The sequence below is a fragment of the Thioalkalivibrio sulfidiphilus HL-EbGr7 genome, assembly GCF_000021985.1.
In the GTDB taxonomy this organism is placed as follows: domain Bacteria; phylum Pseudomonadota; class Gammaproteobacteria; order Ectothiorhodospirales; family Ectothiorhodospiraceae; genus Thioalkalivibrio_A; species Thioalkalivibrio_A sulfidiphilus.
This window is the reverse complement of record NC_011901.1, coordinates 1431340-1453261: the sequence shown is the minus strand read 5'-3', so window position 1 is coordinate 1453261 and position 21922 is coordinate 1431340. Positions and strand designations below refer to the sequence as shown.

At 67.4% G+C, this 21922-nt stretch carries 22 protein-coding genes; 3 read left to right on the top strand and 19 right to left on the bottom strand.

The genetic code is table 11. From position 1 onward, the window contains the following. Positions 1–278: 278 nt before the first annotated feature. The gene (locus tag TGR7_RS06780) at positions 279–3095 is read left to right on the top strand and encodes an Rne/Rng family ribonuclease (RefSeq protein WP_012637921.1); all 2817 of its coding nucleotides are present in this window, start codon (positions 279–281) and stop codon (positions 3093–3095) included. A gap of 227 nt (positions 3096–3322) precedes the next feature. Here the strand turns inward: TGR7_RS06780 and TGR7_RS06775 are convergent, their stop codons facing one another. Beyond that, entirely contained in the window at positions 3323–3799 is a 477-nt protein-coding gene (locus tag TGR7_RS06775; protein ID WP_012637920.1) for a low molecular weight protein-tyrosine-phosphatase, read from the bottom strand. 118 nt (positions 3800–3917) lie between these two features. On the opposite strand from TGR7_RS06775, the gene fliK reads away from it, so the two are divergent. Continuing rightward, complete coding sequence (gene fliK / locus TGR7_RS06770; RefSeq protein WP_012637919.1) at positions 3918–5144, top strand: flagellar hook-length control protein FliK; 1227 nt, start codon at positions 3918–3920, stop codon at positions 5142–5144. Beyond that, positions 5141–5425: an EscU/YscU/HrcU family type III secretion system export apparatus switch protein gene (locus TGR7_RS06765; RefSeq protein ID WP_012637918.1), complete on the top strand. Its 285-nt coding sequence runs from the start codon at positions 5141–5143 to the stop codon at positions 5423–5425. The genes fliK and TGR7_RS06765 overlap by 4 nt, the downstream gene beginning before the upstream one ends. A gap of 97 nt (positions 5426–5522) precedes the next feature. On the opposite strand, the gene TGR7_RS06760 is transcribed toward TGR7_RS06765, so the two are convergent. The 18 genes from TGR7_RS06760 to fliQ form a co-directional block, all read right to left on the bottom strand. Continuing rightward, positions 5523–5930 carry a DUF2802 domain-containing protein gene (locus tag TGR7_RS06760; RefSeq protein ID WP_012637917.1) on the bottom strand — a complete coding sequence of 136 codons (408 nt, stop codon included), beginning with the start codon at positions 5928–5930 and terminating at the stop codon, positions 5523–5525. Continuing rightward, positions 5927–6133: a hypothetical protein gene (locus tag TGR7_RS06755; RefSeq protein ID WP_012637916.1), complete on the bottom strand. Its 207-nt coding sequence runs from the start codon at positions 6131–6133 to the stop codon at positions 5927–5929. Before TGR7_RS06755 ends, TGR7_RS06760 begins: the two co-directional genes overlap by 4 nt. Positions 6134–6187: 54 nt before the next feature. Further along, positions 6188–6667 (bottom strand): chemotaxis protein CheW, encoded by a 480-nt coding sequence (locus TGR7_RS06750; protein ID WP_012637915.1) that lies wholly within the window; start codon positions 6665–6667, stop codon positions 6188–6190. Positions 6668–6759: 92 nt separating this feature from the next. Continuing rightward, positions 6760–7503 (bottom strand): chemotaxis protein CheW, encoded by a 744-nt coding sequence (locus TGR7_RS06745; RefSeq protein WP_012637914.1) that lies wholly within the window; start codon positions 7501–7503, stop codon positions 6760–6762. Then, positions 7500–8288 (bottom strand): ParA family protein, encoded by a 789-nt coding sequence (locus TGR7_RS06740; RefSeq protein WP_012637913.1) that lies wholly within the window; start codon positions 8286–8288, stop codon positions 7500–7502. Before TGR7_RS06740 ends, TGR7_RS06745 begins: the two co-directional genes overlap by 4 nt. Beyond that, on the bottom strand, positions 8288–9205 hold the full coding sequence (motD, locus tag TGR7_RS06735; protein ID WP_012637912.1) for a flagellar motor protein MotD: 918 nt from the start codon (positions 9203–9205) through the stop codon (positions 8288–8290). The genes TGR7_RS06740 and motD overlap by 1 nt, the downstream gene beginning before the upstream one ends. A gap of 47 nt (positions 9206–9252) precedes the next feature. After that, positions 9253–9993: a flagellar motor protein gene (locus tag TGR7_RS06730; RefSeq protein ID WP_012637911.1), complete on the bottom strand. Its 741-nt coding sequence runs from the start codon at positions 9991–9993 to the stop codon at positions 9253–9255. Positions 9994–10024: 31 nt separating this feature from the next. Next, positions 10025–11110 carry a protein-glutamate methylesterase/protein-glutamine glutaminase gene (locus TGR7_RS06725; protein WP_012637910.1) on the bottom strand — a complete coding sequence of 362 codons (1086 nt, stop codon included), beginning with the start codon at positions 11108–11110 and terminating at the stop codon, positions 10025–10027. Between the two features lie 66 nt (positions 11111–11176). After that, the gene (locus tag TGR7_RS06720; RefSeq protein ID WP_012637909.1) at positions 11177–13252 is read right to left on the bottom strand and encodes a chemotaxis protein CheA; all 2076 of its coding nucleotides are present in this window, start codon (positions 13250–13252) and stop codon (positions 11177–11179) included. Positions 13253–13288: 36 nt separating this feature from the next. Then, positions 13289–14050, bottom strand: a complete 762-nt coding sequence (locus tag TGR7_RS06715; protein WP_041442682.1) for a protein phosphatase CheZ — start codon at positions 14048–14050, stop codon at positions 13289–13291. A 20-nt stretch (positions 14051–14070) separates the two neighbouring features. Continuing rightward, complete coding sequence (gene cheY / locus TGR7_RS06710) at positions 14071–14451, bottom strand: chemotaxis response regulator CheY (protein WP_012637907.1); 381 nt, start codon at positions 14449–14451, stop codon at positions 14071–14073. 122 nt (positions 14452–14573) lie between these two features. After that, positions 14574–15299, bottom strand: coding sequence for an RNA polymerase sigma factor FliA (locus tag TGR7_RS06705; protein ID WP_012637906.1), 726 nt, complete (start codon positions 15297–15299; stop codon positions 14574–14576). A 5-nt stretch (positions 15300–15304) separates the two neighbouring features. Next, positions 15305–16204: a MinD/ParA family protein gene (locus TGR7_RS06700; RefSeq protein ID WP_012637905.1), complete on the bottom strand. Its 900-nt coding sequence runs from the start codon at positions 16202–16204 to the stop codon at positions 15305–15307. Beyond that, entirely contained in the window at positions 16188–17462 is a 1275-nt protein-coding gene (flhF, locus tag TGR7_RS06695; protein ID WP_012637904.1) for a flagellar biosynthesis GTPase FlhF, read from the bottom strand. Before flhF ends, TGR7_RS06700 begins: the two co-directional genes overlap by 17 nt. A gap of 128 nt (positions 17463–17590) precedes the next feature. Then, positions 17591–19684: a flagellar biosynthesis protein FlhA gene (gene flhA, locus TGR7_RS06690; RefSeq protein ID WP_012637903.1), complete on the bottom strand. Its 2094-nt coding sequence runs from the start codon at positions 19682–19684 to the stop codon at positions 17591–17593. Between the two features lie 3 nt (positions 19685–19687). Continuing rightward, positions 19688–20842 carry a flagellar biosynthesis protein FlhB gene (gene flhB / locus TGR7_RS06685; protein WP_012637902.1) on the bottom strand — a complete coding sequence of 385 codons (1155 nt, stop codon included), beginning with the start codon at positions 20840–20842 and terminating at the stop codon, positions 19688–19690. Positions 20843–20845: 3 nt separating this feature from the next. Further along, positions 20846–21619 (bottom strand): flagellar biosynthetic protein FliR, encoded by a 774-nt coding sequence (gene fliR / locus TGR7_RS06680; RefSeq protein WP_012637901.1) that lies wholly within the window; start codon positions 21617–21619, stop codon positions 20846–20848. Between the two features lie 21 nt (positions 21620–21640). Then, positions 21641–21910: a flagellar biosynthesis protein FliQ gene (fliQ, locus tag TGR7_RS06675; protein WP_012637900.1), complete on the bottom strand. Its 270-nt coding sequence runs from the start codon at positions 21908–21910 to the stop codon at positions 21641–21643. Positions 21911–21922: the final 12 nt, after the last annotated feature.

The following is a 21922-nucleotide window of genomic DNA, read 5'->3' as shown; positions in this document are numbered from 1 at the left end:
CGTGACCGACCGATTTTCCCCGGACGGCGATCTCCCGGCCCCGCGCCAGGCCTCACCGCCCGGGATCACAGCAAGAACGCATAGCAACCGAGCGCTCTCATTGATCAACCTTGCCCACCCCTCCATCACCGGTAGACCCATGGGACTGACGCTCTCATGGTGGTGCCTGTGCGCGCTGTTGTTGATGCGCGCCCGCACGCTCGACCCCGTGGAGACAGAAGCCGGAGATCCCGGCAACCCTGGCGGTGTGGCGACCCCGACCCTCCGAGAAACCCTACATGAAGCGAATCCTGATCAACGCCACGCAGCCCGAAGAGCTGCGTGTGGCCATGGTAGATGGCCAGAAACTCTACGACCTGGACATCGAAGTCCCCTCCCGGGAGCAGAAAAAGGCCAACGTCTACAAGGCCGTCGTCACCCGGGTTGAGCCCAGCCTCGAAGCCGCCTTCGTCAACTATGGCGCCGAGCGCCATGGCTTCCTCCCCCTAAAGGAAATCGCCCGCAGCTTCCTGCCCGGCGCCGGCGATGAAGACAGCCCCCAGGGGTCCATCAAGGACCTGGTCAAGGAGGGCATGGAACTCATCGTCCAGGTGGAGAAGGAAGAGCGCGGCAACAAAGGCGCGGCGCTGACCACCTTCGTGAGCCTGGCCGGCCGCTACCTGGTGCTGATGCCCAACAACCCCCGCGCCGGCGGCGTCTCCCGGCGCATCGAGGGCGAGGACCGCAGCGAGATCCGCGAGGCCCTGAGCCAGCTGGAAGTCCCCCAGGGCATGGGCCTGATCGCCCGCACCGCCGGCGTCGGCCGTGGCGTGGAAGAACTGCAGTGGGACCTGGAATACCTCAAGACCCTGTGGGCCGCCATCACCGAGGCCGCCGAGAAGCGCAAGGGTCCGTTCCTGATCTACCAGGAAAGCAACGTCATCATCCGCGCCCTGCGCGACCACCTGCGCAATGACATCGCCGAGATCATCGTCGATGTCCCGGCGGTCTATCAGCAGGCCCAGGAATTCATGCAGCAGGTGATGCCCAACAACCTGCGCAAGCTCAAGCTCTACGAAGAGCATGTGCCCCTGTTCAACCGCTACCAGATCGAGAGCCAGATCGAGGCGGCCTTCCAGCGGGAGGTCTCCCTGCCCTCCGGCGGCGCGATCGTCATCGACCACACCGAGGCCCTGATCTCCATCGACGTGAACTCCGCCCGCGCCACCAAGGGTAGCGACATCGAGGAGACCGCGCTCAACACCAACCTGGAGGCGGCCGACGAGATCGCCCGCCAGCTGCGCCTGCGGGATCTGGGCGGCCTGATCGTCATCGACTTCATCGACATGGGTCCCGCCAAGAACCAGCGGGAGGTGGAAAACCGCCTGCGCGACGCGCTCGAAATGGACCGCGCCCGGGTGCAGGTGGGACGTATCTCCCGCTTCGGCCTGCTGGAGATGTCCCGCCAGCGCCTGCGCCCCTCCCTGGGCGAATCCAGCCAGATCGTATGCCCCCGCTGCAGCGGCCACGGCCACATCCGCAGCGTCGAGTCCCTGGCCCTGTCGGTGCTGCGCCTGATCGAGGAAGAGGCCATGAAGGACAAGACCGGCCGCGTGCTCGCGCAGCTGCCGGTGGATGTCGCCACCTTCCTGCTCAACGAGAAGCGTGATGCGGTCAACGGCATCGAGCGCCGCCACGACGTGATGGTCACCCTGGTGCCCACCCCGGACATGGTCACGCCCCACTTCAACGTGCGCCGCATCCGCATGGACGAGATGCCCGAGGAACTGCGCGGCAAGAGCAGCTACCAGATGCTGCCCGAGGAAGAACTGCCCGAGCCCATCACGGTGCGCCCGGTCAGCGCTCCGGTGGAACGCGCCGCGGTGCAGACCATCCGCCCCGCCACCCCGGCACCGGTGAGCCCGGAACCCGTGGAGGCCCCCGCACGGGCACAGGTGCCCGTGGCCCAGCCCGGCTTTTTCGCGCGCATCTGGAGCAGCCTGTTTGCCGGCGCGCCACGCAGCGAGGCCGAGACCGAAATCGAAGAGAGCAAGTCCCGCGCCCGGCGCAGCAGCACCGGCCGTGGCGGACGTGATGCCCGGGACAGCGAGGCTGAACGGGGCGGCCGTGGTCGTCGCCGCAGCAGCACCCGGGATCGTCGCCGCGAGGATGCGGGTGAAGGCCGCCCCCGCCCCAGCCAGGATAAGCCCGCGCAGGAAAGACCGGCCCCTGAGAAGCCCGCTGCCGAGAAGGCACCGGCAGCCGAGAAGCCTGCCATCGAAAAACCCGCACGCGAGAAACCTGTCCGTGAGGCAAGCCAGACCGCTGACAGCAACGCAGAGCGACCGGAGACCGGCGGTGAAGGCGGTGGCCGCAGCCGTGGGCGTCGCGGTGGACGTCGCCGTCGCCGCGGTGGTGGTGGCGGCGAGCGCGGTGCTGACCAGCAGCGTCAGGGTGACGAGGGCGGCAACGGCGGGGAATCCCGTGGCGCCGCCCCCTCTGGCGAATCCGGCCAGGGCGGTGAGCGCAAGCCCGCCGAGCGTCCCCGCAGCGAGTCTGACAAACCCCAGGCCAGTGAACGCGGTGAATCCCGTGCTCCGGCCCGGGAAAGCAGGCCTGCCGCCGAGCAGCCTGCGGCCCCGTCGGGTTCGACCAGCCAGTCCCCGTCACAACCCGTGAGCCAGCCCCAGACCCAGAGCACGGGCCAAGGCACAGGCCAGGCAGCGACCCAGCCCTCCGGCGAGGCCGGTCCCAAGCCGGCACCCCGGAGCGAGGCACCGTCGCCTGCGCCGGCGGCCAGGCCTCCGGCTGCGGCTCCAAGCGGCCAGATCGCCCCCGGCCCGGCACCCGCTCCGGCGGCACCGAAACCGGTGGCGCCCGCGGCCAGCAGCCCATCCCGTGAGGCCCCGCCCTCGGACCAGGCGCGTCCCGCTATGGCCCAGGGCGGCGGTGAATCCGGCAGCCGGCCGCCCGCACCCCCGGCTCAGGCGCCCGCGCCTTCAGCCGTGCCCCCGGCACCGGCATCCGCACCGGTGTCTGCGCCCACAAGCACCGACAAGGCAGCGCCCCGGGAATCGGGCGCGTCGGAGAAGCCCAAGGAGCAGACTCCGGGCTGATCACGGGTTCCTGATCGTCAGGTAAACACAAACAGGGCGGCCATTTGGCCGCCCTGTTTGTTTTTACCTTGCGAAAGAGACAGTCAGCCTAGCCCGCATATTGCATCGAGGCGGCCGGCGGCTTCGTGTAAGCTTCTGATTACGCGACATGAATCGACACATCTGGCCTGAATTCTGAGGTGACACTTTGTACCACCGCCGCCGGCCGCCTCGATGCAATATGCGGGCTAGAGACCGTGCTGCCGGCGCAGATGGCCCATGAGCCCCTCCACCGCATCCTCGACCATGTCGAACACCCGTTCGAATCCGGCGTTGCCGCCGTAGTAAGGATCCGGGACCTCCCGCTCGTCACGTGCCTCGGCGAATTCCAGCAACAGGCGCACCCGGTCCCGATACCCCTCGGGGCAGATGCGCAGCGCGTTGTGCAGGTTCTCCTCGTCCATGACCAGCACGTAGTCATAGCGCTCGAAATCATCGGCGTCCAGCAGCCGCGCCCGCTGCCGGCTCAGATCTACACCCCGGCTCATGGCGGTGCGCTGGGCGCGTTCATCGGGCGGTGATCCCACGTGATAGGCATGGGTACCGGCGGAATCGACGCGCACCAGGTGGCCGAGACCCGCCTCGTTCACCTGCCGCTCGAACACGCCGTGGGCTATGGGGGAGCGGCAGATATTGCCCATGCAGACAAACAGCACATTCACCATCGTTGATCGAATCCTGTCGGGTTTGTGAGTCGCGCGTCACCATGACACCAGAGCCCCGGGTTTGCAAGGGCATGGATCCTGACTGCCCCGCACGGCCACTGCGCAGTACACTAGACAAATGCAGATCCCCCCGCCGGCACTGAAAGTCACCCTGGCCTCACCCCGTCCCGCCGGTCTCGACTGGCAGGTGGGTCAGCTGCTGCAGGCCACCGTGGTCAAGCCCGCCCCGCCCGGCGAGGGCACCCTGGTGCGGGTCGGCGGCCTGGAGCTTGCCCTGAAACTGCCCCAGACGCCCGCCGAGGGCAGCCGCCTGACCCTGCAGGTGGTGCGCGCCGGCGCGCAGCCGGTACTGGCCCTGGTGGAACGCGGCGGCGCAGCCTTGCCGACTGCCGCTGCCGATGCCTCCGCCCGCCCTGCCCCGGGCACCGCGCTCCCCGGGGCCGCCAGCTGGCTGTCCAGCCTGCTGCCCGCCCAGGGTGGTCAGACCGCCCTGCTTTCCGCCCTCTGGTCCCTGCAGCAACAGCCCGCGCGTCTCGCGGAGTTACCCACCGGTGTCCGGGATGCCGTCGATAAGCTGTTCCGCCAACTGCCCACCGCCGATCAGGCCACCCGTCCGGAGGGCCTGCGGCAGGCCGTGCAGGCCTCGGGCCTGTTCCACGAGGCCGGACTGGCCGCCGTGGCGGCAGGCAGCGCCGCCGGCCCGGCCGCCAATCTCAAGTCCGCCCTGCTGTCCCTGGCCACCCGGCTGCGCGCGCTTCCCGGCCCGCCGTCCGCCGCCCTGCCAGGCACCCGCCCCGTGGACACACCGCCGCCCAGACCCGGCGCCACACCCTCGCCCCAGCCCCGCATGGACACCCCAATGGCCTTGCTGGGTCGCGAGGCGCTGCTGGAGACCCTGCGCAACCGGGCCGAATCGGCGCTGGCCCGGCTCGCCCTTCACCAGTGGAGCAGCGCGGAGAGTTCAGAGTCGGGACTGCCCCGCTGGCTGATGGAACTACCCCTGCGCAGCGGCAATGGCATCGACCTGGTGCACCTGCTACTGGAACGGGAACCGGATCAGCCGGAAGCGGAAGAACAGGGCACCTGGCGGGCCGAGTTCGCCCTGGACCTGCCGGAACTGGGCCCCGTGCGGGTGCGCATCGCTGTCACCGGCGACCAGGTGCGCACCCAACTGTGGGCGGAGAACGAAGCGACCGTGGGACGCATCCGCGCCGAGCTGCCGCGCCTGATGGAATCCCTGGAAAACCGCAGCCTCGAGGTCAAGGACCTGGGCTGCCATGCCGGCATCCCGCCTGCCCCGGCCGAGGCCAGACCCCAGCGCCCCCTGCTGGACGATCACGCATGAGCGAACGCCGCAAACCACCCCGCAAGGCCGTGGCCCTGCACTACAGCGGCCGCAATGCCCCCCGCGTCACCGCCAGCGGCGTCGGCCAGGTGGCCGAACGCATCCTGGAGATTGCCCGAGAACACGATGTGCCCGTGCACGAGGATGCCCTGCTCACTGCGGCACTCTCCCAGGTCCCCCTGGGCGACGAGATCCCGGAAAACCTCTACGTGGCGGTCGCCGAGGTGCTGGCGTTCGTATATTTCCTGAGCGGGAGAACGCCCTACAGAAGTGAGAAGTGAGAAGTGAGGAGTGAGAAGTGAGGAATGAGGAGTGAGGAGTGCTTGGTAGGATGGGCGAAGCGCAGCGCGCCCATCGGACCAACTCAAAGCTTATGCATCACCCCTTACGGGCAACTCCGCTGCCGCCATGCAGGGCAAGCAGCAGGTCTGCCTCGCCGCGGGTCAGGCCGCAGGTCTTCATGAGTTCCTCGCGGCTGGCGCCCTGGGTGGCCAGGCGCATGGCATGCTGGTAGGGACCCTGGTCGGGATCCCGCAGCAGCAGCTGTTCCTGCTGTTCGGCCAGCTGGCGGAGCCGGCGCTCCACCTCTGCCTGTCTCTGGTCGGTGGCCATCTCGCTGGAGCACACCGCGCTCAGCGCACCGCGCAGGGACAGCAGGGCGGTCTCCTGGATCATCACCCGGCGGCCGAGACGGCGCACCCGGGCCATGGCCCACAGGGCTATACCCGCGGCCATGGCGGCGCAAATCAGGGCCGCAACGGCCACCAGCATCAGGGGTGTGCTCATACGTACTCGTCTATGTTACGGCCGGTTGAATCATCGGCAGGCGGACGCCGGGGTGTCTCCTCCTCCGGTGCCTGTTCCTCGTCCTCGTCCCTGGGCTCGGGTGTGGGTGAGCGCGGATACCTGCCCTTCTCGTCGCCCTCCTCGGGTACCGGCCGGCTGGGCCAGCTGGGGTGCACGGGGGGCACCGGATCGAAGTCCACCATGACATTCAACCTCCCGGATCCTGTAAGGATCCTGCGGGCGGTTTCGGGCCGGGCTTACAGACTGGCCATCTCCGCCCACTCTTCTTCCGAGAGCAGCTTGTTGAGATCCACCACGATGGTCAGCTCGCCGTCGCGGCTGGCCACGCCCTGGATGTACTTGGAACTCTCATCATTGCCGACATTGGGCGCGGGCTCGATCTCTGCAGTACCCAGTTCGATGACCTCGGCCACACTGTCCACCAGGATGCCCACCACCTGGTTGCTCACCTCGATGATCACCACCCGGGAAGCGTCATCGGGCTCCCGGGGCTCCAGGCCCAGGCGGCGACGGGCGTCGATGACGGTCACCACGTTGCCACGCAGGTTGACGATGCCCAGCACGTAATGGGGAGCACCTGGCACCGGCGCGATCTCGCTGACCCGCAGCACTTCCTGCACCTGCATCACGTTGATGGCGTAGGTCTCTTCCGCGAGGCGGAAGGTCACGTACTGGGCGGTCGGTCCCCGGGCGCTGGCCTTGGCTTCCTGTTTCATCGTGTTGTCCTCTGGCTTCTCATGTCCTGTGGATGATCGGGGACGAACCCCGGCTTGTCTCGTTGCAAAATCCAGCTGCGGTGGCGGATGTATCAGCGCCTGCGTGCCTGGGCGGGTGCGGCGGATACACTCCACTGACCGGTGGCGAGATCCCTGGCCAGAATGTCCACGTCCAGTATGGCACACATCTGTTCGATGACCGTTCCGGCCAGCCAGGGACGCTTGCCACGACTGCTTCGCCAGCGCACCGCGTCCGGTTCCAGGGTCATCACCTCGGTGATGCCCTCGCAGGCGATACCCCATCGGCTGTCGTCCATGAGCACCACGTGCCTCGCCTCGATGGGGGCGTACTCGCGTCCCTCCGGCAGCACGATGCGGGCGATATCCACCACCTTGACCTGCCGATCCAGGTGCTTCACCAGGCCCAGGAACCAGGGCTGATGGCCGGGCATGGGCGTGATCTCTTCCGGCATTTCGATGATGCCATTGAGCTTCACCAGCGGCACCGCCAGCGTCAGGCCGGCAAGCCGCAAACCCAGACACTGGAACCGTTCACGACCCCATTCCGGCGGGCCTGCCTCGGGCGACGGGACCTGTGCCGGCGCAGGTTCGACGACGGGTGCCTGCACGGGGGCAGGCACCTCGGTCCTGACCTCTGCCACAGGCGGCGCCTCCCTGACAGGCGCGACGGCAGCCGGCTGAGACACAGGCATTTCGGTGCGCGTCTGCGGCTCTGCTTCCTGGGGCGCTTCAGGGATCTCCTGAAGCAGGCTGTCCAGGTAGCGGATCAGCGCCTCGCGCTCGTCCAGGAGTACCGGGTCCCGTTGTGGGTTCATGAGGCCGCCCTGTGCTGTTTTTCATCTCGTTCCAGGCGACGCAGCAGCCAGTCGTAGGCCTCCACGCCCCGCGCATCGGGCTGCATCAGCGGCAAAGGGATGCCCGCCGTGCTGGCCTCGCGGAACAGGGTGTCCACGGGCACCATGCCCTCCCAGAGGGTATCGGCATGTTCGGCGCGAAGTTTACGCAGGCTTTGCACCGAGGCCCGGGTACGACGATCGAACATGGTGGGTACCACCAGGTAATCCATCTTCATGCGCCGGGAACGCTGGATCATGTCCAGGGTGTGCAACATGCGTTCCAGGCCCTTGAGTGCCAGGGTCTCGGTCTGCACGGGGATCAGCAGGCGGTTGCAGGCAGCCAGGGCATTGACCATGAGCACGCCCAACATGGGCGGGCAATCCAGGATCACGGTGTCAAACCGGTCCGACATCGCGGTCAGGGCGCGATGCAGCACCAGGCCCATGCCTTCGCGACCACCCAGCTGCCGGTCCAGGGTGGCCATGGCGGTGGATGCGGGCATCACGTGCAGATGGGGGAAACGGGTCTCATGCACCAGGGTCTCGGGATGCACGCTGCCGGCCGTGGTCTGGCGGAACAGGTCATAGACACCAGCGGTACCGCTCTCCGGGTCCATGCCGAAATAGGCGGTCAGCGATCCGTGGGGATCCAGGTCCACCAGCAGGGTGTTCTCGCCACGGGCGGCCAGCAGCCCACCCAGGCTCACCGCGGTGGTGGTCTTGCCCACGCCGCCTTTCTGATTGGCCACGGCCCAGACACGCATCAGCGTGTGCCTCCGTTGCGGTCCTGGGGATCGACCATCTCGTTGAGATCATCGCGCAGGTCGTCGGCCTCGACCGCCCGCTCCGAGCGTGGCCGGCGTTCGGCCAGCACCACGATACTCACGCGCCGGTTCTGGCGACGTCCCTCGGCGGTGTCGTTGTCCGCGATGGGGCGATACTCCCCGTAACCGATGGCGGCCATGCGCGTCGGGTCCAGCTGATTGCGGCTGAACAGGTTCACCACGCTGGCGGCCCGGGCGGCGGAGAGTTCCCAGTTGGACGGGAAGATGGGGGTGTTGATGGGCACCGTGTCCGTGAAGCCCTCCACCTGGATGCGCGCCGGGAAATCCCGCAGGATGGTGGCCAGACGCTGCAGCACCGGCACGGCCTCGCTGGACAGCTGGGCACTGCCGCTGGCAAACAGCAGGCTGGTGTTGATCTCCACCTCGATCCAGAAACGGTCCCGGCGCATGCGGATCAGGTCCGCGTCCATGAGCGGCAGCATCGCCCGCTCGATCTCGTCCGCCAGCCGGCTCATGCCCTCGGCAGCGGCCTGCAGTTCGTCGGCGTCCAGTTCCGCATCGCGCAGCAGGTCATCCATGCCCCGGTCAATGACGCCCGGCTGCGCGGGTGCCGCACCCAGATCAAGTGGCGCGAGGCTGCGGGTCTGCTGCTGCTCCATTTCTGGCGCGGGCCGGCCGACCTCGCCGATCTGGATCGGCTCGGTGGACTTGGGTGGCGCCCGGAATGCGGCGACCAGGGAATCGGACAGCACCCGGTACTTGCCCTCGTTCACCGAGGAGATGGCGTACATCACCACGAAGAAGGCCAGCAACAGGGTGATCAGATCCCCATAGGGGATCGCCCACGCCTCGTGGTTGACGTGCTCCTCGTGATGCTTTCTGCTGCGTCTCGACATGTCGTGTCAGTCTCGGGGTCGCACTCGGGGCCGGATCGGATCCGGCCTCAGAGCATGTAGCCCCTGAGCTTGGTTTCGATGTTGCGCGGATTCTCGCCCTCGGCGATGGAGATGATCCCGTCGATGATCATCTCCCGGTACGCGCTCTGGCTCTGCACCGTGTTCTTGAGCTTGTTGCCCACGGGCAGGAAAAACAGGTTGGCGGAGGCGATGCCGTAGATGGTGGCCACGAAGGCAGCGGCGATACCCGCGCCCAGGCGGCTCGGATCAGCCAGGTTCTGCATGACCGCCATCAGGCCCATGACCGCGCCGATGATGCCCAGGGTGGGCGCATAGACTCCCATGCTTTCGTAGACCTTGGCACCCTGCAGGTCGAACTGCTCGCGGGTGTTGAGATCCACCTCCAGGATGTTGCGGATGGCCTCCGGTTCGGTGCCGTCCACCAGCAACTGCAAGCCCTTGGCGGAGAAGGCATCCGGCTCCTGCTCGGCCAGGGTCTCAAGCCCCAGCAGGCCCTCCTTGCGAGCGATCTGGCTCCAGTTGACCAGCTTCTCGATCGCCGCCTCGGTATCAATGCGCGGCGCCATGAACACCCAGGGAAAGATCTTGAGCGCGTGCATGAACACCTTGAGCCGGGTCTGCATCAGGGCCGCGGCGATGGTGCCCACCACCACGATGACGAAGGCGGCAGCATTCCACAGGGCCTCGAGACCGCTGCCCTTGGCGATGGAGCCGCCGATGATGGCCACCAGGGCCAGCAACACGCCGATGAGACTCAGGATGTCCATGGGCTCATCCCGTTGTGATATGACTCAGGCATCAAACACCGTTGGCCATCAGGGGCCCGATCTGGGACAGGGGCAGGATACGGTCCGCCAGGCCGGCCTCGGCCACCGCGGCGGGCATGCCGTAGACTACGCAGCTCTCCTCGTCCTGGGCCCAGACCCTGGCGCCCAGTTGCTTGAGCGCACGCACGCCCTCGCGGCCGTCGGCGCCCATGCCGGTCATGATGATCGCCAGCACCTGGCCGCCGAACACCGGCGCGGCGGACTTGAAGGTCACGTCCACGCAGGGACGGTAGTGCTGGCCGGCTTCGCTCTCGACGATGCGTACACGCTGCTGCCCGCCCCGGGACTCCACCACCATCTGCAGACCGCCGGGTGCGAGCAGGGCAAGCCCCGGCTGCAACACATCACCGTCGGCGGCCTCCTTGACGCGGATGGCGCACAGGGAATCCAGGCGCTGGGCAAAGGCCGGCGTGAAGCTGGCCGGCATGTGCTGCACCAGCAGCAGGGGCAAGGGGAAATTGGCCGGCAGTGCGGTGAGTACCTTCTGCAGCGCCACCGGTCCGCCGGTGGAGGTGCCGATCAGCACCGCGCGGAAATCCCGCATGCGTACCGGGCTGCGATCGACGCGCGCAGGCGGGGCACCCGCGGCTGGGGCCGTGGTGGCGGCTCTTGCCGCGGCCGGGGCCGCCGTGCCGGGCACTGCCGGGGCGGGACGGACCCGGCGCATGCCGAGGGTGCGGACCCGCCGACAAAGCACCTGGCGTGCCTCCTGCTGATCCCGGGAGATGTCCTCGAAACGCTTGGGCAGGAAGTCCGCGGCACCGGCGTCCAGGGCATCCAGGGTGGCCTTGGCCCCCTCGAAGGTGAGCGAGGAGAACATCAGGATCGGGGTCGGCTGGCGCGCCATGATGCGACGCACGGCGGTGATACCGTCCATCACCGGCATCTCGATGTCCATGACGATCACGTCGGGACGCAGCCTGGCGGCCTCGTCGATGGCCTCCTGGCCATTGGCGGCGGTACCCACCACCTCGATGCCCGGATCGGCATCGAGGATCTCGACGATACGACGTCGGAAGAAACCCGAATCGTCCACCACCAGTGCGCGTACCGCCATCTAAACCATCTCCTCAGTGTTGCCGCTCGCGTGTCGCGTGCACGTCACGCGGCATGGATGCAGTCATCAGAAACGCCGCGCGTAGGCCTTGAGCAGGCTGGGCACGTCCAGGATCAGGGCGATGCCGCCATCGCCGGTGATGGTGGCACCGGCGAAGCCCGGCAGTCCGTGCAGCGAGGCGCCGAGGGGTTTGATCACCACCTCTTCCTGGCCGATCAGGCTGTCCACCACGAAACCCACGCGCCGGTTGCCCACGAACACCACCACCACGTGCTGCGTCTCGCGGTTCACCTTGGGCGCATCGCTGCGGGCCAGCCAGCGGCGCAGGTAATACAGCGGCAGGGCCTGGTTGCGCACCATGATCACCTCCTGGTCATCCACGTGGTTGGTGCGGGACAGATCCAGGTCGAAGATCTCGCTCACATTGGCCAGCGGCAGGGCGAAACGCTGGTTGCCCAGCACCACCATGAGGGTGGGCAGGATGGCCAGGGTGAGCGGCACCTTGATGCGCAGGGTGCTGCCCTGACCCTTTTTGGAATCGATCTCGATGGTGCCGTTCAATTGCGCGATACGGGTCTTCACCACATCCATGCCGACGCCGCGACCGGAGATGTCGGAGATGGCCTCCTTGGTGGAGAAGCCCGCCATGAAGATGACGTTGAAGGCATCCTGGTCGGTCATGCGCTGGGCCGCATCCTCGTCCATGAGCCCCTTCTCCACGGCCTTGGCGCGCAGCACGTCCGGATCCATGCCCTTGCCGTCATCGGCGATGGTCAGCAGGATGTGGTCGCCCTCCTGCTCGGCGGACAGCACCACGTGTCCGGTGCGGGACTTGCCGGCGGCGACCCGCTCCTCGGGGGACTCGATGCCGTGGTCCACGGCGTTGCGCACCAGGTGCACCAGCGGATCGGCCAGGGCCTCCACCAGGTTCTTGTCCAGATCGGTCTCCTCGCCGCGCAACTCCAGATCGATCTCCTTGTTGAGGCTGCGGGCCAGGTCGCGCACCACCCGGGGGAAGCGCCCGAACACCTTCTTGATGGGCTGCATGCGCGTCTTCATCACCGCCGCCTGCAGGTCGGCGGTGACGATGTCCAGGTTGCTGACCGCCTTGGCCACCTGCTCGTCGGACATCTTGGAACGCAGGGTGGCCAGACGGTTGCGCACCAGCACCAGTTCGCCCACCAGGTTCATGATGTCGTCCAGGCGCTTGGTGTCCACGCGCACCGAGGTCTCTGCGGCGGGCTGTGCCTGGGTCGCAGGGGTCGCAGCGGCGGGGGCGGCGGCGGGGGCGGCGGCAGGGGCAGGCGCAGCAGCCGGCTTCGCGGCGGGTGGTGCAGCAGCGGCGGGCGCGGCCTTGGCAGACGCCACGACCGGTGCCTTGCCCTTGCCGTGCAGTTCGTCCAGCAGGTGCTCGAATTCATCCTCGCTGATCAGATCCGGGTCCGCGGAGCTGCCTGCGGCCGGGGGTGAGGCCTTGCTCTCGACAGGCGCATTGCCCTTGCCGTGCAGTTCGTCCAGCAGGCTCTCGAATTCGTCCTCAGTGATCTCGTCGCTCTTGTGCGAAGCGGCCGGTGCTGCGGCCAGCGCGGGCGCGCTGCCACCGGACTGCATGGCATCCAGGAGGGCCTCGAATTCCTCGTCGGTGATGTCGCCATCGCCGGCCGGCACGGCAGGGCTGGCAGACACAGGCGGGGCAGGCTCGGGGGCGGGCGGAGGCGCCTCGGCGACGGGAGACGGCGCAGGCGCGGCGTCCGCGGGCCCGGTCATGGATTCCAGCCGCGTCAGCAGCTCGGGATCCGCGGGCCCCGGCTCGACGCCGCCGCGGATCTCGCCGAACATGCGGTTGACCACGTCCAGCACCTGCAGCACGGCGTCCATGAGCGCGCCATCCACCTGGCGCTGGCCCTGGCGCAGCACGTTGAACACGTCTTCGGCCCGGTGGCACACCGCCACCAGGTGGGTGAGATTGAGGAATCCCGCGCCGCCCTTGATGGTGTGGAAGCTGCGAAACACCGCATTGAGCAGGTCACGGTCGGTGGGGTTGCGCTCCAGTTCCACCAGCTGCTCACTGAGCCCTTCCAGCAGTTCCCCGGCCTCCACCAGAAAGTCCTGCAGAATCTCGTCATCGCTATCCAGACTCATCCCCTACCCCTTCTCGTTATGCGCTTGGCAACGTGCTCAGAATCCCAGGCTGGACAGCAGATCGTCCACGTCGTCCTGGCCGCTGACCACATCGCTGGCACCGGCGGTGCCCGGCACCGCCGGACCCATACCCTTGTTCTGATCCTCGGCGCGCTTGTCCTGCATTTTTTTCTGATCCGGCGTGGAGAGCCGCTCGCCGGAGATGCGCACCAGGCCCACCAGGTTTTGCTCCACGTCCTGCACCAGGTTGATGACACGGCGGATCACCTGTCCGGTCAGATCCTGGAAGTCCTGGGCCATGAGCACGTCGGACAGATTGCGGCGGATGGCCTCGGCATCGTCGTGCACCCGGGCCAGGAACTCGCCCAGTTCCCCGCTCAGCTGCCTGAATTCCTCGGCGGAGAGCTCGCGTGCACGGAAACGCTGCCAGTGCCGGGCCAGATCGCCTGCCCGGCTGGAGAGTTGCTCCGACATGGGCAGGCTCGCTTCCACGGCATTGAGGGTGCGGTGTGCCGCATCCTCGGTCAGGCTGACCACGTAGTTGAGTCGTTCCTTGGCGTCCGGGATGTCGGTCTGGGTCAGCTCGGAGAGACGCGAGTCCAGACGGAATGCATTGAGGGCCTCATGCAGATCCCGGGTCAGCCTACCCAGCTCCTGGAACAGCAGGCTCTCGTGCATGCGGCCCAGTTCCTCGATCAGCCGGGCGGCAGATTCCTCGTCACCGGCCTCGATGTGGCTGACCAGCTGACGGGCCTTCTGCAGCTGCTGGGCCTTGATCTCGGCGGCCTTCTCCTCCAAGCCCGGCGTGTCCATGTCGCTCAGCCCCCCGCGTTGATGCGTTCGAAGATCTTCTCGATCTTCTCGCGCAGGGTTTCGGCGGTGAACGGCTTGATGATGTAGCCGTTGACCCCGGCCTGGGCGGCCTCGACGATCTGCTCGCGCTTGGCCTCGGCGGTCACCAGCAGCACCGGCATGGTCTTGAGTTTTTCGTCGGCGCGCACGGCCTTGAGCAGGTCGATGCCCGGCATGTTGGGCATGTTCCAGTCGGTGATCAGGAAGTCGAAGTTGCCGTTCTGCAGCATGGGCAGGGCCGTGCTACCGTCATCGGCCTCGCTGGTGTTGTTGAAGCCGAGATCCCGCAGCAGATTCTTGATGATGCGTCGCATCGTGGAGAAATCGTCCACGATCAGGATCTTCATATTCTTGTCCACACTGACCTCCGCCTGATTCAGATTGCATCCGGCTGACCCTGGGGGAACCGGGGGTTGAAGTGATTCAATCTCACGCCCCGCGTGGCATCACTGCCGCGCAGGTCAATAATTCATTTCTGCTCGCTCGAATGACCGGTCCAGTCGCTCATGCGCGCCCGCAGGCGCACCAGGGCCTGGCCGTGGAGCTGGCAGACCCGGGACTCGCTGACACCGAGCACCTCGCCGATCTCACGCAGGTTGAGTTCGTCGTCGTAATAGAGCGACATCACCAGCCGCTCACGCTCCGGCAGCGCGCCCACCTCCCGGGCCAGCGCCGCCCTGAAACCATCGGACTGCAGGGCCTCGAAGGGGCTCGGCTCGTCCCCGGGCAGCAGGTCCTCGCCCTCGGAGTCCGGCTCGAAGATGTCCTCGAAGCTCAGCACCTTGCAGGAGGCGGCATCGCTGACCATGTGCTGGTACTCGTCCAGGCTCACGCCCAGTTCCGCGGCCACCTCCGCCGGCTGCGCCTCGCGGCCCAGGCGGTTCTCCACCAGGCGCATGGCCTCGCTCACCCGGCGCGCGTTGCGATGTACCGAGCGCGGCGTCCAGTCGGAGCGTCGCACCTCGTCGAGCATGGCGCCGCGGATGCGGATCCCCGCATAGGTCTCGAAACTGGCCCCCTGGGTCGCGTCGTACTGCTGCGCTGCCTCGAGCAGACCCACCACACCGGCCTGGATCAGGTCGTCCACCTGCACGCTGGAAGGCAGCCGACCCAGCAGGTGGTAGGCAATGCGCTTGACCAGCGGCACATGCGCATCCACCAGGCGGTTGCGGTCCAGGAGTTCGCTCGAGTACATGGCGGCTAATCCGTTAATGACAGGGCCTCCCTGTCATTAGAGCCCGAACCCACCAGCCGCTCAACAAAGAACTCGATGCGCCCGCTTCCACCGGCGGGTATGGGCCATGTATCGGCCTTGCGGGCCAATTCCTTGAATGCGCGCGCCGCCGGGCTGGACGGATAGGCCTCGGTGACCGCCTTCTGGCGCTGCACGGCCTTGCGCAGGTATTCGTCGTGGGGGATGGCCCCGGCGTAGTCCAGGGTCACGTCCAGGAACCGGTCGCACACGGCCACCAGCTTGGCGAACAACTGCCTGCCCTCGTCGGGACCACGCACCATGTTGGCCACCACGCGCATGCGGCTGATGCCGTGATCCCGGCTCAGCACCTTGATCAGGGCGTAGGCATCGGTGATTGAGGCCGGCTCGTCGCAGACCACCACCAGCACCTCCTGCACGGCGCGGCAGAAGCTCAGCACGCTATCATGCAGGCCAGCGGCGGTATCCACGATGAGCACGTCCACCGGACGGCTCAGCTCACTGAAGGCGCGGATGATGCCGACGTGCTCGGCCGGATCCAGCCCGGCCATGCGCGCCACGCCCGAGGCGGCGGGCACGATGGTGATGCCGGCGGGCCCATCCACCAGGATCTCGTCCAGGCCCAGGTCTCCCTTGAGCACGTGGGAGAGGTTGGCCCGGGGCTGCAGGCCCAGCAGCACGTCCACGTTGGCGAGCCCCAGGTCCGCGTCCATGAGCATCACCGAGCGCCCACCCTGGGCAAGCGCCACGGACAGGTTTACGGAGACATTGGTCTTGCCCACGCCGCCCTTGCCGCTGGCCACCGCGATCACCTGCACGGGACGCGGCGCGTTCATGCGGCGCAGACCATCGGCCTGATCGTTGACCTGATCACTGTATCTGGGCATGGGCGTGTCGATTCACTTTCCGGGGCGCCATGGACGGGCGGAGCCCGCGGGCGCGTTGCTGTCGGTCCGAGGCCAGGGACACCGCGCGACTCACCAGGCGCTGCACCCGTGCCGGTTGCAGGTCCTCCGGTACCCGCTGCCCTTCGCTCACATAGAGCAGGGGTAGATCGCCGTGACTCAGGGCGGAGAGTACCGGTCCGAGACTGGCGGCCTCGTCCACCTTGGTGAGCACGGCGCCGGTGAGCGGCAAATGACCGAAGGCGCGGAAGGTTTCTTCCAGTACCGCCTGCTGGGCATTGGCGGCCACCACCAGTAGCGTGCGCAGACGCGGAATGGCCGCCAGCCCGGCCATCTCCTCCGCCAGGCGCAGGTCCCGCTGGCTCATGCCGGCGGTATCCACGAAGATCCGTTGCTTGTCGCCAAGCCCCAATAGGATATCGCCCAACTGGCGCCCTGTCTGCGCCAGATGGACCGGCACGCCGAGGATCTGACCGAAGGTCTGCAATTGACGATAAGCGCCGATGCGATAGGCATCGGTGGTCACCAGCGCGATGGAACCGCGCCCGTGACGCTGCACATGACGGGCCGCGAGCTTGGCCACGGTGGTGGTCTTGCCCACGCCGCTCGGTCCCACCAGGGCGATGACACCCTCCCCGTCAAGCAAAGCCTCACCGGCCACCGGGATGCGCGTGGCCAGGCCGTAGAGCCCCTCGCGCCAGGCCTGTTCCGGACTCTGAATCTGGCGCACGCCCTCGGCGATCTCCTGGGACAGGGCCTCGTCGAGACCCAGGGCGCCGAGACGCTTGATCAGCTGGGCGCGGTGTGGGTCACGACGCTTCAGGTCATTCCAGGCAAAGCTGGCCAGCTGGTCCTGGAGCATGCCCCGCAGGGTCTCGATCTCCTGCTGCATGGCCACCAGGGCCGGATCCTGGGACCAGACGATCTCCCGGGCAGGCTCACGGCGCGGGCGTGCCTCGGATGCGGGCGCGGGGGTGGGGATCATGATGGGCTCCACCACCTCCGGGGCCGCCTCGCGCAGCGCGGCCAGGGGCGGCTCGGGCGCGGCCTTCGCAACAGCAGGTGCCGGCTCCCGGCCCATATCGCTCAGCAGTTGCTCGTCGAAGTCCACCGCCGAGACGATCTCGATGCCTCCCTCCACCTTACGGCTGGAGAGGATCACCGCATCGTCGCCCTGCTCCTCGCGCACCATCCGCATGGCCTGGCGCATGTCCCGTGCAAAAAATCGTCTGATCTTCATCGCATGTCACTCGACCGAGTTTCTGAAGTGAGAAGTGTGAATCGGGAAGTGGGAAAAATCCCCGGCCTGCCAATTCACACCTCGCTCGCTGTATTTGCCGTTACTTCTCACTTCCCAATTCAACCTTCCTACTTCCCTTCCCGTCCCACCGTGGCCACCACCCGGATGCGCTTGTTGTCCGGGATCTCGGTGTAGGCCAGCACGTGCAGGCCGCGCACCGCGGAGCGGAGCCACCGGGACATCCAGGCGCGGATGTCCGGGGAGACCACCACCACCGAGGGTTCGCCGGCCATCTCCTGGCGCTGTGCCGCCTCGGCGATGGACTTCTGCAGCCGTTCGGCGAGACCCGGCTCGATGCCGAGACCGCCGCCACCGGCGCCCTGGGAAGACTTCTGCAAGATCTGTTCCAGGGAGGGGTCCAGAGCGATCAGAGGCAGCTCCGGCGCGGTGCCGATGATGTTTTGCACGATGGAGCGGGACAGGGCCACGCGCACGGCGGCGGTCAGGACGCCGGGATCCTGACTCTTGGCGCCGTGTTCCGCCAAGGTTTCGGCGATGCTGCGCATGTCACGCACGGAGATCTGCTCGGCCAGCAGGTTCTGCATCACCTTGAGCACCACCCCCAGGTTGAGGGTCTTGGGCACCAGGTTCTCCACCAGCTTGGGCGAGTGCTTGCCCAGCACGTCGAGCAGGTGCTGCACCTCCTCGTGGCCAAGCATCTCGTGGGCATGTTCCTTGAGCAGCTGGGACAGGTGGGTGGCCACCACGGTGCCGGCGTCCACCACCGTGTAGCCCAGGCCCTGGGCCTGCTCGCGGCTGGCGGGATCGATCCACACGGCGTCCAGGCCGAAGGTGGGGTCCTTGGTGGGGGTGCCGGCGATCTGGCCGAACACCCGGCCCGGGTTGATGGCCAGCTCCCGGTCCGGGAACACCTCCCCCTCGCCCACGGTGACGCCCATGAGCGCGATACGGTAGCTGTTGGGGCCCAGATCCAGGTTGTCGCGGATGTGCACCGGCTGGATCAGGAAACCCAGCTCCTGGGAGAGCTTGCGGCGCACGCCCTTGATCCGGCCCATGAGCTGGCCGCCCTGGCTGCGATCCACCAGCGGGATGAGCCGGTAGCCCACTTCCAGGCCCACCAGGTCCACGGGCGGCACGTCGTCCCAGGACAGCTCCTTGGTCTCCGGGCTGGGCGCAGCGGCGGCCGCCTCGATGGACGGCTCCAGCAGGGCCGCCTCCTCCGCGGCGCGGCGCTGGGCGGTGAGATAGGCACTGGCGGCCATCAGGGCGCCCAGGGACAGGAACACCAGGTTGGGCATGCCCGGCACCAGGCCCAGGGAACCCACCACGCCGGCCGCCACGTACAGGGCGCGGGGGCTGGCGAACATCTGCTGGAAGACCTGCTTGCCCATGTCCTGGGCGGCGGACACGCGGGTGACGATGATGGCGGTGGCCGAGGACAGCAGCAGGGAGGGGATCTGGGCCACCAGGCCGTCGCCGATGGTCAGCAGCACGTAGTTGGTGGCGGCATCCGCCAGGGCCATGCCGTGCTGCAGGGTGCCGATGGTCAGGCCGCCGATGATGTTGATCACCAGGATCAGGATGCCGGCGATGGCGTCGCCGCGCACGAACTTGCTGGCACCGTCCATGGAACCGTAGAAGTCCGCCTCCTGGGCGATCTCCTCGCGGCGCTTGCGGGCCTCGTCCTGGGTGATGATGCCGGCATTGAGGTCGGCATCGATGGCCATCTGCTTGCCGGGCATGGCATCCAGGGTGAAACGGGCGCTCACCTCGGAGACGCGCCCGGCGCCCTTGGTGACCACCACGAAGTTGATGATCACCAGGATCAGGAACACCACCAGACCCACGGCATAGTTGCCGCCCACCACGAAGTCGCCGAAGGCCTGGATCACGTTGCCGGCGGCGTCGGTGCCGGTGTGGCCGTTGAGCAGGATCACCCGGGTGGAGGCCACGTTCAGGGCCAGGCGCAACAGGGTCGCCACCAGCAGCACCGTGGGGAACACCGCGAATTCCAGGGGCCGTGGCGTGTAGATGGCCACCAGGATCACCACCAGGGACAGGGCGATGTTGAAGGTGAACAGCACGTCCAGCGCGAGCGGCGGCAGCGGGATCACCATCATGGCGAGCATGGCCATGAGCAGGAACGGCGTGACCATGCCGGCACGCCCCACGTTCTTCAGACTGTCGAGAAAGGCAGCCATGGATCAGTACTCCCCGGGCGGCGCGCGCCGCAACAGTTCATCGGGTACGGGCAGGTCGGCGGGCGGCACCGGGGCGCGGGCCCCGGCCCGTCCCGCGGCCTTGAGCTGGTAGACGTAGGCAAGCACCTGGGCCACGGCCACGTAGAGGCCCGCCGGGATCTCCTGATCCAGGCGGGTGCTGTAGAAGATGGCGCGGGCCAGGGGCGGCGCCGGGAACAGGGGCACGCCGGCCTCGCGGGCGCGTTCGCGGATCTCGGCGGCCACCAGGTCGGCGCCCTTGGCCACCACCTTCGGCGCCCCGGAGCCATTCTGGTCGTAGCGCAGGGCCACGGCGTAGTGGGTCGGGTTGGTGACCACCACGTCCGCCTTGGGCACCGCCGCCATCATGCGCCGGCGGGCGATCTCCATCTGGGTCTGGCGAATCCTGCTCTTGACCTCGGGCTTGCCCTCGGTCTCCTTGTACTCGTCCTTGACCTGCTGCTTGGTCATGCGCAGCTGTTTCTGGTGATTCCACAGCTGGAAGGGCACGTCCACCAGCGCCACCAGGATCAGGGAGGCGGCCAGCAGCAGGAAGGTCCAGCCCACGATCCAGGCGGCACGGCCCAGTCCCTGCTCCAGGGACTGGTAACCGAGGCCCAGCAGCGAATCGGACAGACCCCACAGCAGGGAGCCGGCGATCGCGGTGATGAGTGCAAACTTGGCCAGCGTCTTGCCGAACTCCATCAGCCCCTGCCAGGAGAAGATGCGCTTGAGCCCGGCGATGGGATTGAGCTTGTTCCACTTGGGTGCCATCGCCTTGCCGGAGAACCCGCCGCCGCCCATGGCGATGGGGCCTGCCACGGCCGCCACCAGCAGGATGCCGAACAGGGGCAGCAGCATGAGCAGGCTCTCGCTGATCCTCAGGATCAGCATGGCCTGCATGGTGCTGGCATCGAAGATCGCCTCCCGTTCCAGCACGAAGCTGCCCCGCACCATCTCCTGGATGCGCGACAGCATGCCGCCGCCCAGCACCAGCATGGCGCCGGCCCCGGCGAGCAGCACCAGGGTGGTGTTGAGCTCACGGGAACGGGCGACCTGCCCCTTCTCCCGCGCCTCGCGCAGGCGTTTGGGCGTGGGTTGTTCGCTTTTCTCCTGCGAGCTGTCGTCGTTCTCGGCCATGCGCTATTGCCTCGTCAGGATGCCCATCAGGTCGAAACCGCTGGCCAGCAGTTCCGTGAACTTGGGCAGCAGCACCGGGGTGGTGAGCAGCAGCAGGATGAAACCCAGCATGATCATCATGGGAAAGCCCACGGCGAAGATGTTGAGCTGCGGCGCGGCGCGGGTGATCACGCCCATGGACAGGTTGACCAGCAGCATGGAGGCCACTGCCGGCAGGGCCACCAGCAGGGCATACAGGAACATGGTGCTGCCCCAGCTCACCAGGGCCCAGAGCCCTTCGCGGGTGACCCCTTCCACGCCCACCGGCAGGGCCTGGAAACTCAGCAGGGTCAGCTCGATCAGGGCCACGTGGCCGTTGAGGGCCAGGAACAGCAGCGTGGACATGATCACGAAATAGCTGGAGACCACCGGCACCTGCACGCCGGACTGGGGATCCACCATGGAGGCGAAACCCAGGCCCATGGACAGGGCGATGGCCTCGCCCGCCTGGGTGAGCGCGGCGAACACCATCTGCAGCACGAAGCCGATGGTCAGGCCGATGAGGATCTGCTGCACGCTGACCACCAGCCCGGCCAGGCTCAGGGGCTCCACCGCCGGCGGCAGCGGAATGAGCGGCGCCACCACCAGGGCGAGGATGAAGGCGATGGCCAGCCGCACGCGCACGGTCACGGTCCCGGCGCCGTACAGGGGCGCGGCCAGCAGCATGGCGCTGATACGCAGGAAGGGCCACAGCAGTGACCCGATCCAGGCGGTGATTTCAGCGGTGGTGAAATTCATGCTTGGAACGCGCGTCTCTAGTTAGCCGATCAGCGCCGGGATGCTGTCATACAGGCGCAGTGTGTAGTCGACCACCAGGTCCAGCATCCAGTGGCCGGTGATCAGCAAGGCGGCGAACATGCCCAGCAGCTTGGGGATGAACGACAGGGTCATCTCCTGGATCTGGGTGGCGGCCTGGATCATGCCGATGGCCAGACCGATCGCCAGGGCGGCGAGCAGCATGGGCGCGCTCAGCAGCACGATCACCATCAGCGCCTGCTGTCCAAGGTCAACGACCGTTTCGGGTGTCATGTCTGCAAACTC